Annotated in this window: 14 protein-coding genes; 6 read left to right on the top strand and 8 right to left on the bottom strand. The window is 63.8% G+C overall.

All coding sequences use genetic code 11. The features are described 5' to 3' along the window. The first annotated feature begins 108 nt into the window (after nucleotides 1-108). Nucleotides 109-462 carry a hypothetical protein gene (locus tag BRAGE_RS0112275; protein WP_141263017.1) on the top strand — a complete coding sequence of 118 codons (354 nt, stop codon included), beginning with the start codon at nucleotides 109-111 and terminating at the stop codon, nucleotides 460-462. Nucleotides 463-559: 97 nt separating this feature from the next. Here BRAGE_RS0112275 and BRAGE_RS0112270 read toward each other — a convergent pair whose 3' ends face one another. Then, a complete protein-coding gene (locus BRAGE_RS0112270; RefSeq protein WP_027559664.1) occupies nucleotides 560-1,798 on the bottom strand; it encodes an MFS transporter in 1,239 nt (412 codons plus the stop codon). 129 nt (nucleotides 1,799-1,927) lie between these two features. Between BRAGE_RS0112270 and BRAGE_RS0112265 the strand changes: the two genes are divergently transcribed. Next, nucleotides 1,928-2,533, top strand: a complete 606-nt coding sequence (locus BRAGE_RS0112265; RefSeq protein ID WP_027559665.1) for a TetR/AcrR family transcriptional regulator — start codon at nucleotides 1,928-1,930, stop codon at nucleotides 2,531-2,533. Between the two features lie 336 nt (nucleotides 2,534-2,869). On the opposite strand, the gene BRAGE_RS0112260 is transcribed toward BRAGE_RS0112265, so the two are convergent. Beyond that, nucleotides 2,870-4,243 carry a PleD family two-component system response regulator gene (locus BRAGE_RS0112260; protein ID WP_027559666.1) on the bottom strand — a complete coding sequence of 458 codons (1,374 nt, stop codon included), beginning with the start codon at nucleotides 4,241-4,243 and terminating at the stop codon, nucleotides 2,870-2,872. A 14-nt stretch (nucleotides 4,244-4,257) separates the two neighbouring features. Then, nucleotides 4,258-4,623: a response regulator gene (locus tag BRAGE_RS0112255; protein ID WP_008566616.1), complete on the bottom strand. Its 366-nt coding sequence runs from the start codon at nucleotides 4,621-4,623 to the stop codon at nucleotides 4,258-4,260. A 238-nt stretch (nucleotides 4,624-4,861) separates the two neighbouring features. Between BRAGE_RS0112255 and BRAGE_RS0112250 the strand changes: the two genes are divergently transcribed. Beyond that, nucleotides 4,862-5,173, top strand: coding sequence for a DUF3572 domain-containing protein (locus BRAGE_RS0112250; RefSeq protein WP_027559667.1), 312 nt, complete (start codon nucleotides 4,862-4,864; stop codon nucleotides 5,171-5,173). Next, a complete protein-coding gene (locus BRAGE_RS0112245) occupies nucleotides 5,170-6,459 on the top strand; it encodes a DNA polymerase IV (protein WP_027559668.1) in 1,290 nt (429 codons plus the stop codon). Before BRAGE_RS0112250 ends, BRAGE_RS0112245 begins: the two co-directional genes overlap by 4 nt. A 16-nt stretch (nucleotides 6,460-6,475) precedes the next feature. Here the strand turns inward: BRAGE_RS0112245 and BRAGE_RS55820 are convergent, their stop codons facing one another. Beyond that, nucleotides 6,476-6,631, bottom strand: a complete 156-nt coding sequence (locus BRAGE_RS55820) for a hypothetical protein (protein WP_167336498.1) — start codon at nucleotides 6,629-6,631, stop codon at nucleotides 6,476-6,478. 200 nt (nucleotides 6,632-6,831) lie between these two features. On the opposite strand from BRAGE_RS55820, the gene BRAGE_RS0112235 reads away from it, so the two are divergent. Beyond that, nucleotides 6,832-7,239 carry an ACT domain-containing protein gene (locus BRAGE_RS0112235; protein WP_027559669.1) on the top strand — a complete coding sequence of 136 codons (408 nt, stop codon included), beginning with the start codon at nucleotides 6,832-6,834 and terminating at the stop codon, nucleotides 7,237-7,239. Nucleotides 7,240-7,274: 35 nt separating this feature from the next. Here the strand turns inward: BRAGE_RS0112235 and BRAGE_RS0112230 are convergent, their stop codons facing one another. From BRAGE_RS0112230 to BRAGE_RS0112215, 4 genes are all read right to left on the bottom strand, one after another. Further along, nucleotides 7,275-7,634: an NUDIX hydrolase gene (locus BRAGE_RS0112230; protein WP_416207744.1), complete on the bottom strand. Its 360-nt coding sequence runs from the start codon at nucleotides 7,632-7,634 to the stop codon at nucleotides 7,275-7,277. A 51-nt stretch (nucleotides 7,635-7,685) separates the two neighbouring features. Beyond that, on the bottom strand, nucleotides 7,686-8,087 hold the full coding sequence (locus tag BRAGE_RS0112225) for a RidA family protein (protein ID WP_027559671.1): 402 nt from the start codon (nucleotides 8,085-8,087) through the stop codon (nucleotides 7,686-7,688). An 89-nt stretch (nucleotides 8,088-8,176) separates the two neighbouring features. Further along, nucleotides 8,177-9,610, bottom strand: coding sequence for an HlyD family type I secretion periplasmic adaptor subunit (locus BRAGE_RS0112220; protein WP_027559672.1), 1,434 nt, complete (start codon nucleotides 9,608-9,610; stop codon nucleotides 8,177-8,179). Beyond that, a complete protein-coding gene (locus BRAGE_RS0112215) occupies nucleotides 9,597-11,735 on the bottom strand; it encodes a type I secretion system permease/ATPase (RefSeq protein WP_027559673.1) in 2,139 nt (712 codons plus the stop codon). Before BRAGE_RS0112215 ends, BRAGE_RS0112220 begins: the two co-directional genes overlap by 14 nt. Before the next feature lie 571 nt (nucleotides 11,736-12,306). Here BRAGE_RS0112215 and BRAGE_RS48460 point away from each other — a divergent pair. After that, nucleotides 12,307-13,620, top strand: coding sequence for an autotransporter strand-loop-strand O-heptosyltransferase (locus tag BRAGE_RS48460; RefSeq protein WP_084334347.1), 1,314 nt, complete (start codon nucleotides 12,307-12,309; stop codon nucleotides 13,618-13,620). Nucleotides 13,621-13,625: the final 5 nt, after the last annotated feature.

Below are 13,625 nucleotides of genomic sequence, written 5' to 3'. Positions count from 1 at the left end.
TTCTCTTCGCCGTCTGTTGCGGAGCAGCGTCGAGTACTCCGCTGCTTGCAGCATCGACCGAGTTGCCTGTAGCGCTAGAGAGAAAATCGGAGTTGTTGGAGCTCCGATTTGGAGAGACCACAATTGCCTTTGAACCGGGTGCAATCCGAGCCGATCGTGCGTCAGCGGCTCTTCGTCAACTACACGCGTTCAGAAACTGAATTTCGGGATATCTCGCGACTTATGCCGCCATCCGGGCGGCCGCGGCTGGATCTATATCAATTCGATGCCACCGATCTGAAAGACTATTGGGGCGAGCAGATAACCTTCTACCGCCAGCCCCCGATGACTCACGTCAAGATACAGCTGACCCACGACGTGCAAATGCGTTTTGCAGCTACGGTCGAGCGATGCTTCTTCGAGTGCGGCGAGGCGACTATCAGGCACTTGATTTCATTCGTGAACAGCAAGGTCAAAAACTAGGAAAATGGCTAAGTCCGCAATGGGTCACAAGCGGCCATCACGTCCAAGCAGCGTGACGTCCGCCATCCAAGTTGACGAGAGTGACCACACCGTTCACCTACGCCGCCTTCAACACCGGCGCCGGCGGCTGCGACGGCCGGATCAGCGCGAAGGCGACCTGGATGATGCCGCCGGCAAGGCCGAGCGCCACGCCGATGCGCCAGGCCATGGTATAGGAGCCGAGCGCGTCGTAGAGGACCCCTCCTCCGTAAGCGCCGAGGAAGCTGCCGATCTGGTGGCTCATGAAGGCGAGGCCCTGGATCATCGCCTGCCAGCGCAGGCCGAACATCTCGGCGACCGCGCCCGCGACCAGCGGGCCAACGCCCATCCAGAGGAAGCCCATGATCGCGCCGAACAGCAGCGTCGAGAACGACGTCGCCGGCAGCATGAAGTACCAGGCGAGCGCGAGCGAGCGCAGGATGTAGATGCCGCCCAGCAGCGCCAGCTTGTTCCAGCGCTGGCCGGCCCAGCCGAAGAACAGCGAGCCCAGCACATTAAAGCCGCCGATCATGCCGAGCGTCTGCGCGCTGAGCATCGGATCGAGGCCGCAGATGGCGAGATAGGACGGCAGATGCGTGGTAAGGAAGACGAGCTGCATGCCGCAGACGAGATAGGCGCAGGTCATCACCACGAAGGGAGCATTTCCGAACGCCGCCTTTGTCACCGACGCGGCCGTGGCATCGCCGATGTCGTCGGCGGCCGGCTTCGGCAGCGGGATGGCGTCGATGCGGCCGGCATACCATGCCGCGGGGATCATCAGCACCGACATGATGACGAAGCCGGCAAGCCCGATGCGCCAGCCAAAGCCCTCGTTCAGCATCTGGCCGATCGGCGCCGACAGCAAGGCGCCGAGCGAGCCCGCGCCGGAGACGATGCCGAGCACGGTGGAGCGCACCGTTTCGGGCACCGCGCGCGCCGCCACCGACATCGCGATCGCCGCGGCGGTGCAGGCGAGCGAGGTGCCGATCAGCACACCGGCGCCGATCATGATGCTGACGAGCCCGTTCGCGATGGCCATCAGCGCGAGGCCGACGATATACATCAGCGCGCCAACGATCATGATGGGCCGGAAGCCGTAGCGCACCGTCATCGCGCCGGCGAGCGGCTGGAGGAAGCCCCAGGCGAGGTTCTGCACGGCCAGCGCCAGCGTGAAATCCGAGATCGAGATGTGGATGTCATGCGTCAACGGCTGCATGAAGATGCCCAGGCTCTGCCGCAGCCCCATGCTCAGCGTTAGCATGATCGAGGCGCCGATCAGGATGGGCAATGTCGGACGCAGGACCTGCAATAGGGGCATATCTTTCTCCCTCGTCGGCGCGGCGCACGCGCCGGCGTCTGCAATTCGCGATCATTTTGGTTACACAGACCTGTGTACTTAGGCTATAGAAGGCTGTTGCTGTCAAGCGAACAGGATGCGCGCTACCGCATGGCTCCCCTGCCCCCTCCACAGACGATGAAAGAGCGGATCCTTCAGACCGCCGACAAGCTGTTCTATCTGCAAGGCATTCGCGCCATCGGCGTCGACACCATCGCGGCCGAGGTCGGCATCTCCAAGCGCACGCTCTACAACCATTTCCCATCCAAGGACGCGCTGATCGCGGCCTATCTCGAGCGCCGCTTTGTAGCTCAGCGCCCCTCCGACAAGCCGCCGGCCGAGCAGATCCTCGCCACCTTCGATTCGCTGGAGCGGCGGTTTGCGGCCAAGGATTTTCGCGGCTGCCCGTTCGTGAATGCGGTGGCCGAGCTTGGGCCCGCGGATCGCGCGGTGAAGAAGATCGCGATCGCCTTCAAGGAAAGCCGCCGCGTGTGGTTTCGTGATCGCTTGACCGAGCTTGGTGTTGCCGACGCAGAGGCGCTGGCGACACAGCTCGTGCTGCTCGTCGATGGCTCCATCGCGCAGGACCTCGTCCGCGACGATCCCGCGATGGCCCGCGCCGCGAAGGAGGCGGCGAAGGTGTTGTTGCGGAACGCGGGGGTGGATGTCGGTGGGGATGCGAAGGCGGTGAAGCGAGGCAAGCCCGCGCCACAATAACAGCTGTCGTCCCGGACAAGCGAAGCGCCGATCCGGGACCCATACCCACAGGGCGCAATTTGACGAAGACTTGGAGTTACCAGCTCGCGCTATAACCCCTCCCTGGGGTTATGGGTCCCCGCGTTCGCGGGGACGACAGCTGAGGATGTGGCGACGACACCTGACTGCACGTCATCGCCACTTCGCGATGATGCCAACATGCCCCTGTTTTGCCCGACGAGTCAAGCAAAATTCCAAAAATCCGAATGCCGCTCTTCGTGACCGGCATCCCCTTGATCCGATCAGCTCCGGCTACTGTGCATGGGGTTGTTTTCGCGTTTTTATGCGCAGCCGGCCTCACGCCGCCTGCGACACTACGCGATTGCGGCCGTCGTGCTTGGCCCGATAGAGCGCGGTGTCGGCGCGCTTGAGGACGTCGGCGACCGCCTCGCCCTTCTGTTCCAGCGTGGTGAGGCCGATCGAGATCGTGACCTCGATGCGCTTGGTTCCCTTGTGGACGGCAAAGGGCTCGCCCGCAATCGAGCGGCGCAGTCGCTCGGCGACCATGCCGGCGACGTGCAGATCGGTCTCCGGCATCACGATGACGAACTCCTCGCCGCCGTAGCGGCAGGCAAGGTCGATGCCGCGGATCGACTTGCGGACGCGCACGGCAAACTCACGCAGCACGTCGTCGCCGGCGTCGTGGCCGTAATTGTCGTTGATCGACTTGAAGTAGTCGATGTCCAAAATCATCAGCGCGAGCGGCTTGCCGCGGATCGAGGCCTGCTCGGCGAGGGTCGCCAGATGACTCTCCATGTAGCGGCGATTGTGCAGGCCGGTGAGCGCATCGGTGATCGCCATCTCGATCGAGTTCTGCACGTTGTCGCGCAAATGATCGGTGTAGCGCCGGCGGCGGATCTGGGTGCGCACGCGCGCCAGCAGCTCGGTCTTGTCGATCGGGCGCAGCAGATAATCGTTGACGCCGATCTCGAGGCCGCGGAGCAGCCGCGTCGAGTTCTCGGGGTCGGCGATGGCCAGGATCGGCACGTGGCGCGTGCGCTCCAGCGAGCGCGCCTGGCTGCAGAGCCTGAGGCCATCGAAATTGTTGAGGTCGAGCGAGACGATCAGCAGGTCGTAATTGCCTTCGGCGGCGTGGAACAGCGCCTCCGTCGGATTGGGCTCGACGTCGATGGTGTGCTCGGCGGCGAGCGTCGTCGCCAGCCGCTCATAGGAGGACTGGCGGTCGTCGACGAGGAGAATGCGGCCGCCCTTCCCGGTGTCGGCCACGGCGCTGCGCTCGGGCGCCTGCATGCCGATCTCGAGCGAGGTGATGGCGCGCATGCGCAGCTCATCGGTCATCATCTTCAGCCGCGTCAGCGAGCGCACGCGCGCGATCAGCACGACGTCGGAGACGGGCTTTGTGAGGAAATCGTCGGCGCCAGCTTCCAGGCCGCGGTTGCGGTCGGCCGGGCTGTCGAGCGCGGTGACCATCACGACGGGAATGTGGTGCGTCGCCGGGTCGGTCTTGAGCCGGCGGCAGACTTCAAAGCCGTCCATATCAGGCATCATGACGTCGAGCAGGATGATGTCGCATTCGGCGCGCCGGGCCATCGCCAGCGCCTCGGTACCGTTCGAGGCGGTCATCACGTCGAAATATTCGGCGGACAGGCGGGCTTCGAGGAGTTTGACGTTGGCGGGAACGTCATCGACAACCAGGATACGCGCGGACACTGTGAACTCACTTCCTATCCGATAAAGCGCCGGACCGTCTCAATGAATTTGCCGACCGAGATCGGCTTGGACAAATAGGCTTCGCAGCCGCCCTCGCGGATGCGTTCTTCGTCGCCCTTCATCGCGAACGCCGTGACCGCGACGACGGGAATGGCACGCAGCTCCGGATCGTCCTTGATCCAGCGCGTCACCTCGAGGCCGGAGACCTGCGGCAGTTGGATATCCATCAGCACGAGGTCGGGCCGCATCTTGCGCACGAGGTCGAGCGCCTCGTAGCCGTTGCTGGTGCCGGAGGTCTGGTAGCCGTGCGCCTCCAACAGGTCGCGGAAGAGCTTCATGTTGAGCTCGTTGTCTTCCACGATCAGGACGGTCTTAGCCATCCCGCCCTCCTGTTTGGTCCGAGAGACCGATACATGTGACGCCTCAGGCGCCTCTTCCCGGCGCTTCGAAAACTGGATTCAAACTAGCCTCAGATTCGCTCTAGTTTCGTTAAACCCGAGGGCCCACTTTCTGCGATGTGGTTTCCAGTTGCTTGTCCCGGGCCGCAAGACTCAAGGCTGAGACTCGGGCATGATCCAAAGTAGACACCGAAAGTTAACGGAAAGGCAAATTGCGCCATTGAAAAAGCCTGTTCACAACCCCCGCGAAGTCGCTGAAATCGTTGCGATTCAGGCGCTGTCCTTCGTCGCCAGCGAGCCTGAGCGGCTGGGCCTGTTCCTGGCCGAGACAGGGGTCGGTCCGGAGACCCTGCGCAATGCCGCCTCAGACCCGAATTTCCTCCTCAGCGTGCTCGATTTCGTGCTGCGCGATGACGACACCGTGAAGGCCTTCGCCAAGGCCTCGGAACTGCACCCGACCAACGTTGCCGCGGCGCGGCAGGTCCTTGGCGACGCGCTCGGCGACCCCAATTGGGAGCGCGACGTGCCGTGACCGCTCCTGATACGGCCGAGCCCCGCTGCTTCTGCCGGGATTGTCTGGCCGATCTGGATATGGGCGTGCGGCGCTGTTCCGCCTGCGGTTCCCCCCGCCTCGTCCGCCACCGCGCACTGTCGGGCTTGACCATCGCCCATATCGACTGCGACGCCTTCTATGCGACGGTCGAGAAGCGCGACAATCCTGACATCGCCGACAAGCCCGTCATCATCGGCGGGGGAAAGCGCGGCGTCGTGTCGGCCGCCTGCTACATCGCGCGCACCTATGGGGTGCGCTCGGCGATGCCGATGTTCAAGGCGCTGGAGGCGTGCCCGCATGCGATCGTGATCCCGCCCGACATGGCCAAGTACGTCCGCGTCGGGCGCGAGGTGCGGCAGGCGATGCAGGCGCTGACGCCGCTGGTGGAGCCGCTCTCGATCGACGAGGCCTTCCTCGACCTCTCCGGCACCGAACGGGTGCACGGCATGATCCCGGCCAAGGTGCTGGCGCGCTTTGCCCGCAACGTCGAGCGCGACGTCGGCATCACCGTTTCCGTCGGGCTGTCCTGCAACAAGTTCCTCGCCAAGATCGCCTCCGATCTCGACAAGCCGCGCGGCTTTGCCGCGCTCGACCAGGAGGAAGCCCGCATCATGCTTGCGGAGAAGCCGGTCGGCTTCATCTTCGGCGTTGGACCGGCGACGCAGGAGCGCCTCGTGCAGCGCGGCTTCCGTATCATCGCCGATCTGCAGAAGGCCGACGAGATCGAGATGATGCGGCAATTTCCGAGCGACGGCCGCAGGCTGTGGCGGCTCGCGCGCGGCATCGACGACCGCCGCGTCGAGCCTGACCGCGGCGCCAAGACGATCTCCAGCGAGACCACCTTCGAGACCGACATCCGCGATTTCGCGAGCCTTGAGAAGATCCTGTGGCGGCTGTGCGAGAAGACATCGTCGCGCCTCAAGAGCAGCGAGCTCGCTGGCTCGACGGTGACCCTGAAACTGAAGACCGCCGATTTCCGCCAGCGCACCCGCTCGCAGTCGATCGCAGCCCCGACCCAGCTCGCCGCAAAGATCTTCTCGATCTGCCGCGAGATGCTGGCCAAAGAGATCGACGGCACCGCCTTCCGCCTGATGGGCGCCGGCGTCAGCGCACTGCGCGACGGCTCCCCCGCCGACGACACCGACATGCTCGACCGCCGCGCCGCCCATGCCGAGCGCGCCGTCGACAGTCTGCGCAAGAAATTCGGCAGCGCCGCAGTGATCCGGGGCATCGCCTATGACGGGCCGGAGAAGGCGCAGGAGTGATCGTGCCCTGCTCAACTCAGTCGCATTCGAAGATCCGTGCACCCGGATAGGCGCGCCTGGCATAGCGAACGACCAACTGCCGATCCTGAGTTTCCAGGAACGGCGTTCGGATCTGGCAAGACCCGACGATGAGGTGCCACAGGCCGTTGAGCTTCCGAATGACGACGTTCATTTGAGCCTTTCTCGCAGTGACCCGAGTGGACTCAAATTGTAAGAATCTCCCGCCGTCGCTCAATTGTACCAGCGTAAGATCAGGGTATGAGAAGGATTAGAGGGGATATACAAAGGTATGTTGCGTCTAGCTTTAGCGGCCGCTGGCGCCAACAGCTTCGCAGGGGTTCAAACGATCCTACCGGTTCGGAGGCTGGCACCGTGACAGGCGAACGCGATCTCGACGCGCTGCTGAGCAACATGAAGCCGGAGATCATGGACGGAATCTTCGTGTTCTGCACGCTTGCGCCAAGCGCGAGCATTCCGGCCACCATCAGCCCGATGCTGACGTTCCGCGAACGCGAAGGAACGACGCTGGTGATACTGCACGAGGACGCTGAACGTGCCGGACTACGCCACGAATTTCTCTCGCGCTTGATCACCCTGACAGTTCACTCCGCGCTCGATGCGGTGGGCTTTCTCGCGGCAATCACGGCGCGTCTGGCCGAATCCGGCATCAGCGTGAACGCCGTGTCGGCGTTTTATCACGACCATCTCTTTGTACCTGTCGAGCAGGCCGATGAAGCGATGGCTGTTCTCCAGGAGATGTCTGGCGGGAGGCACGCGTAGCCCGGATGGAGCGAAGCGCAATCCGGGCTACGGACTCACGGACACAGCGGAAGCAGTTGGTCGCGTGTCAGAGGCGCGAGTTTGACTGCTCCCGGCGAGGACGGATCGAGCCACAGGATCTCCTCGATCTCCGCACCGGGACTGACGGAATGCGCGATGACGATGCGGAAAACCTCCGCATCGACCAGCCGGCCCGGCTCATTCGCCGCTGGCGCGGTGTATCGCCCGAGATAGGTCATCTCGTTCGGATCGATATCGATCCCGAGCTCCTCGGACAATTCCCGCCTGAGCGCGACTTGCGGATGCTCGCCGGCCTCGATCTTTCCGCCGGGCTGCATGAAACTCTCGGTGGCCTTCTTCCTGACAAGCAGGACGCGTCCATCGCTCCTGCTCATCAATGCGGCCGCTATCCGAATGGCACTTTGCGACGTCATTCCGTCCACACCTCAATCCGCAACCGCGATCGCTTCAATCTCGATCAGCCATTCCGGCGCGGCGAGCGCGGAGACGCCGACGAGGGTCGAGGCCGGCGGCTCCATGCCTTCGAAGAAGGCGGAGCGGGCCTTGCCGATGATGGGTCGGAGTTCCGGCTTGTAGCCGACCACGAAGGTCGTGATCTTCACGATGTTGGCATAGCTCGCGCCGGCCGCCTTCAGCGCGTGGCCGAGATTCTGCATCACCTGCGTGGTCTGTGCGGCGAGATCGCCCTCGCCGACGATGCGGCCCTCCTCATCCACCGACACCTGCCCGGAGATGTAGATGGTGCGGGCGCCGGAGGCGGTGACGACGTGGGAATAGGCTGGATTGTGATGAAGGCCGCTGGGGCGGAGATGATCGAGCTTGGGCATGGGGGCTCCCTGGCGTTTTGTTCGTCGGGCAGCCTATCCGGATCGCGAGATCGGAGCCAGCAGGAAAGATGCGGCGCACGATGCCCCCGCTATCTCTCCCGCATGCTTTCATGCCGATAGCGCGCAAGCGGCGACAACAGATAGCTGATGATCGAGCGCGTCCCGGTCTTGATCTCGACCGTCACGGCCATGCCGGGTGAGAGATTGACGGATTTGTCGTCGATCAGCATCCGGTCCTTGGCGGGAGCGATCCGGGCCGAATAAACCAGCTCCTGCCCCTTGGGCTCGCTGCTGTCCTGTTCGGTGCCCAGCGATTTGTCGCCATTCTTGTCCGCAGGCTTGTCGCGGGTGATGGCATCGTGTGACACGCTCGTGACCTTGCCGTCCACCAGCCCATACCTGGTGAAATTGAAGGTATCGATCTTGATCGCGACGTCCTGGCCGACCTCGATGAAGCCGATGTCGCGGTTCGACACCATCGCCTCGATCTCCAACCGGCTCTCCAGCGGCACGATCACCATCAGCGACTGCGCGGGCGTGACGACACCGCCGACCGTGTGGATGGCAAGCTGCTGGATGACGCCGTCAACCGGCGCGGCCAGGCGCTGGAAGCTCCTCCTCTGCTCGGCCTTGACGACGTCCTGCATCAGGCCCGCGGCCTTCTGCTCGGCCTTGGCGAGGTCGTCCGACAGCGAGCGCTGATATTCGGCCGTCGTCTTCGTCCCGGTTTCGACCAGTGCAGCGAGGGCCGCGTCGGCCTCCTTGGACCGGCTCCTTTGAACCACAAGCTCCTGCTGCTGGCCCACCAGATCCTGCAGCTCCTGGAGATAGAAGATCTTCGATCCCAATTCCTTGTCGAACAGCTGCTTGCGCATGTCGACGCGTTGCTGGAGCAGCGGGATCGTCGCCTCGAGCTTGCCGATCGTCGCCGTGATCGTGGTCCGCTCGGCCTCCTTCTGCGCGACCTGGTGCTCAATCGAGGCCAGCTTGGCGGCCTGCTCGGCGGCCTGGCTTGCCAGAAATCGGCGCTGGACCTTCACGAGTTCGGCGGGAGCGCCTTCCGGCGGATGGAAGCTGGCGACCGGATCGCCGCCGCCGGTGAGCGCCGCGCGCAGCCGCGCCGCCTCGAGCTGCGCACCAACGAGATCGCTCTTGAGGTGTCCGAGCTCGGCCTCGTTCATCGTGGAGTCGAGATCGACCAGCACGTCCCCTGCCCGCACCGTCTGGCCATCGGCGACCTGGATCGCGCGCACGACGCTGGTCTCGAACGGCTGGATTACCTTGGTCCGGCCGCTCGGGATCACCTTGCCCGGCGCCACCGCGACGATATCGATGGTGCCGAGACAGGCCCAGGCGGTCGCCACCGCGAAGGCGGCGACGATCACGGCGCCGACGGCGCGGCCGACCGGATTGGGCGGCGCCTCGACGATCTCGAGCGCGGCCGGCAGGAAGGCTATCTCGTCCTTGCTGCGCACCGGAGCTCTGCAGGCCGGAAACGGCACGACCTTGCTAGCTGATTTCATGCAAGCCCGCCTGAAGCCGGAACAGCGTGGCGTAGCGGCCCCCTGTCTTGATCAACTCGTCATGGGTGCCGTCCTCGATCAGGCGGCCGCGATCCATCGTGATGATGCGGTGGGCCATGCGCAGGGTCGACAGCCGATGCGCGATCACGAAGACCGTGCGCCCCTTGGCGATCTGCGCCATGTTCTGCTGGACGATCCGCTCGCTCTCGTAGTCGAGCGCGCTCGTCGCCTCGTCGAGGATCAGGATGCGCGGATTGGTCATCAGCGCCCGCGCGATGGCGATCCGCTGCCGCTGGCCGCCGGACAGCGTGCTCCCCTGCTCGCCGACGATGGTGTCATAGCCTTCCGGAAGCTCGAGGATGAAATCGTGCGCGCCGGCGAGCCTCGCGGCTTCGATCACGCGCTCGATCGGCATCGTGGGATCGGCGAGCGCGATGTTGTCGCGGACCGTGCGATTGAACAGGATGTTCTCCTGGAGCACGATGCCGATCTGCCGGCGCAGCCAGGTCGGATCGACCATGGCGAGATCAGTGCCGTCCACTAGCACGCGCCCGCTCTCGGGCACGTACAGCCTCTGGATCAGCTTGGCGAGCGTGCTCTTGCCCGATCCCGACGTGCCGACCACCCCGACGAACTGCCCCGCCGGCACGCTCAGGCTCACATCGCTGAGAATCTCGGGACCGTCGATCCGGTAACGAAAGGTGACGTGCTCGAACTTGATGTCGCCGCGGATCGCCGGCAGCGCCGCGCGCCCCGGCGTGTAGACGGGCTCTGCCGGCGTGTTCAGGATGTCGCCCAGCCGCTGCACCGACAATCGCGCCTGGTGGAAATCCTGCCAGATCTGGGCCAGACGAAGCACCGGCGTGCTGACGCGGCCGGCCAGGAGATTGAACGCAACAAGCTCGCCTACGGTCAGATCGCCGCCGATGACGAGCCTTGCACCGAAATACAGGATCGCGGCCGTCGCCACCTTGCTGACGAACTGGATCGCCTGGCTCGCGGTATTGCCGAGGCTGATGACGCGAAAGCTCGCCGCGACGTAGCTTGCGAGCTGCTCCTCCCAGCGCCGCTGCATCTGCGGCTCCAGCGCCATCGCCTTGAGGGTCTCGACGCCCGTGACGCATTCCACCAGGAATGCCTGGTTCTCCGCGCCACGCTGGAATTTCTCGTCGAGCCGCCAGCGGAACGCGGGACTGACGCCGGCCGAGATGGCGATATAGAATGGAAACGAGGCCAGCGTGACCAGCGTGAGCAGCGGCGAATAGACCCACATCACCGCGATGAAGACGATGGTGAAGAAAAGATCGATCGCGATCGTCAGCGCGGAGCTGGTGAGAAAATTGCGGATGTTCTCCAGCTCGCGCACCCGCGCCACGGAATCGCCGACCCGGCGCGCCCGAAAATATCCGATCGGCAGCGCCAAGAGATGCCGAAACAGCCGCGCGCCCAGCTCGACGTCGATTCGATTGGTCGTGTGCGAAAACAGGTAGGTCCGGAGCGCGCCGAGGATCGTCTCGAAGATCGCGATCGCGACCAGCCCGGTCACGACGACGTCAAGGGTGGTCATGCTGCGATGGACCAGCACCTTGTCGATCACGACCTGGAACAGCAACGGGGAGACCAGCGCGAACAGCTGGAGGAAGAGCGAGCCGACCAGCACCTCACCGAGCAGCCGCCGGTATTTGTGGATCGCTCCCAGAAACCAGGTGATGTCGAAACGCCGGGAAAGGTCGGTCAACAGCGAGCGCTTGGCGACCAGGATCACCCGGCCGTCCCATACGGCTTCGAACTCGGCCCGGGTCATCAGGTCCGGCTTCGCGGCATCCGGCACCTGCACGATGATCTTGTCCTCCCCGGCCTTGCCGAGCAGCAGAAAGCCGCCGTCGCGCAAGACCGCGATGCATGGCATCGCTATCCCGGTGAACCGCTCCCACCTCGTGGAGACCGTTTTCGCCTTCAGGCCGAAGCCCTTTGCGCAACGCAGGATCTCGGTGACGCCGATATTGTTGCCGAATTGATGCCGGACCTGGTCCGGGCTCGCCCCCACGCCGTTCAGACGCAGCAAGGCGACGATCGCGTGAAGGCCCGGATCGCCGGACGACTCGCGTGCCGCGTCTTCAGCCATGTGCCGCCCCGTCATGTCTCAACTCAGTCACCCGCGGACACCTCGACGGCCGCGCGGCTGCACCCAACATCCCTCGTCGGGCATGAGGCGAGCGGCCGCGCAGAAATTCATATGATATTCTTGCGATATATGTTATATGCAACAAGCACGACTCACATACGAACGTAAATTCAATTGAACGGCGATCCCGACGCCCGCGATCAGGGGGGTCTTACTCAACACCGACGACATTTGGGTGAACCTTATCCTCAGGCCTGCATCGCTCTCCGCATCAACAAAATAGGCCCTATTTGGCCTCATGATCGAAAATGCACCGATCAGATTCTCATGATCGGCGCGACACCCTTGCGGCGTCGTTCGGCGCGGCCCGACGCGTCAACGCGACGCAACATCACATAACATTGGACGGGAATAAACCATCACTCACTGTGTTATGATAACAAAATTGATGCGCATGTCGTAATTGCCTACCCGTCGCCGCGACAGCGACGGCCCGGTCGTTGCGATAGCGACCGCAAGCCATTCCGCGCCAAAACCGTCAGATGAAGTCCATTTTGCCGACCACTCACCTATGAATATTGCGCACATCCCAACAGCTGCTCCCGGTACGAACGGCTCGTCCCGGCCTCCGGCACCCGCGCAGGGCGATGCCGCGCCGTTGCCGCAGAGCGCGCGGTCACCGTCGGCGGGGCCGGACAAGCCGCCATTCCGTCCGCCGGCCGACATCCCGACCCAGTCCGGCCCGCTCGGCATCCGCTTCGACTTCAACGACGGCTGCCGGGTGTTGCTCCCCGACGGCAACGGCCCCTACCAAGCCAGGCTGAGCGATATCGACAGCGGCAATGTCCTGTTCGAAACCGAGATCAAGTCGGGCCGCATCAATTCGACCAAGCGCTACTTCGTGCGCATCCGTCTCGAGATCCGGGTCAAAAACGAGGTTGTCCTCCAGCACGACTATTCGGCCACAGATCGCGACGTCCTGATCCAGCTTCCCGAGATGACGCTCGGCGATACGATCGGGTGGTTTCCCTACGCGGACCGATTTCGCGAGCGCCACGGCTGCCGCCTGACCTGCACGATGTCCGAAAAGGTCATCCCACTGTTTCGCAAGGCCTATCCGGACATCACGCTGCTCGGTCACGGCGAGGTCGATCCCCGCCGCTACTACGCGACGTACAACATCGGGCTGTTCTTCGACGATCAGAACCATGTGTATCAGCCCAGCGACTTTCGCCATGTCGGCCTGCATCGCACCGCAGGCTACATCCTCGGCGTGGATCCCGCCGAGCAGCCGCCGCGGATTGCGGTGGCGGATGACACCCCACCCATCGCCGGGCCCTATGTCTGCATCGCCGTGCAGAGCACGACCCAGTGCAAATACTGGAATAATCCACACGGCTGGCGCGAGACCGTCCGCTTCCTGAAGCAAGCGGGCTATCGCGTGATCTGCATCGACCAGAAGCCCGTTCACGGCTCCGGCATGGTGTGGACGCAGATTCCGCACGGCGCCGAGGACGAGACGGGAGATCGCCCGCTCCAGGAGCGTGCGCGCTGGCTCAAGCACGCGGACTTCTTCATCGGCCTGTCGAGCGGTCTGTCATGGCTTGCCTGGGCGAGCGGAACGCCGGTCGTGCTCATCAGCGGCTTCACGCATCCGACCAACGAGTTCACGACGCCCTACCGCGTCGTCAACTATCACGCCTGCAATTCCTGCTGGAACGATCCTGTTCACAGGTTCGACCACAAAGACTTCCTGTGGTGTCCACGCCACAAGGATACGCCGCGACAATTCGAGTGCACGCGGTTGATCACCTTCGACCAAGTGAGACGCACGATCGAGACCATCCCGGGCTTCGGGACGCGAAACGGACATAGGACACAGTGAATTTT

This window comes from Bradyrhizobium genosp. SA-4 str. CB756, from assembly GCF_000473125.1.
Lineage (GTDB): Bacteria > Pseudomonadota > Alphaproteobacteria > Rhizobiales > Xanthobacteraceae > Bradyrhizobium > Bradyrhizobium arachidis.
The sequence above is the reverse complement of the archived record's forward strand: the minus strand, read 5'-3'. Positions and strand labels throughout refer to the sequence as shown.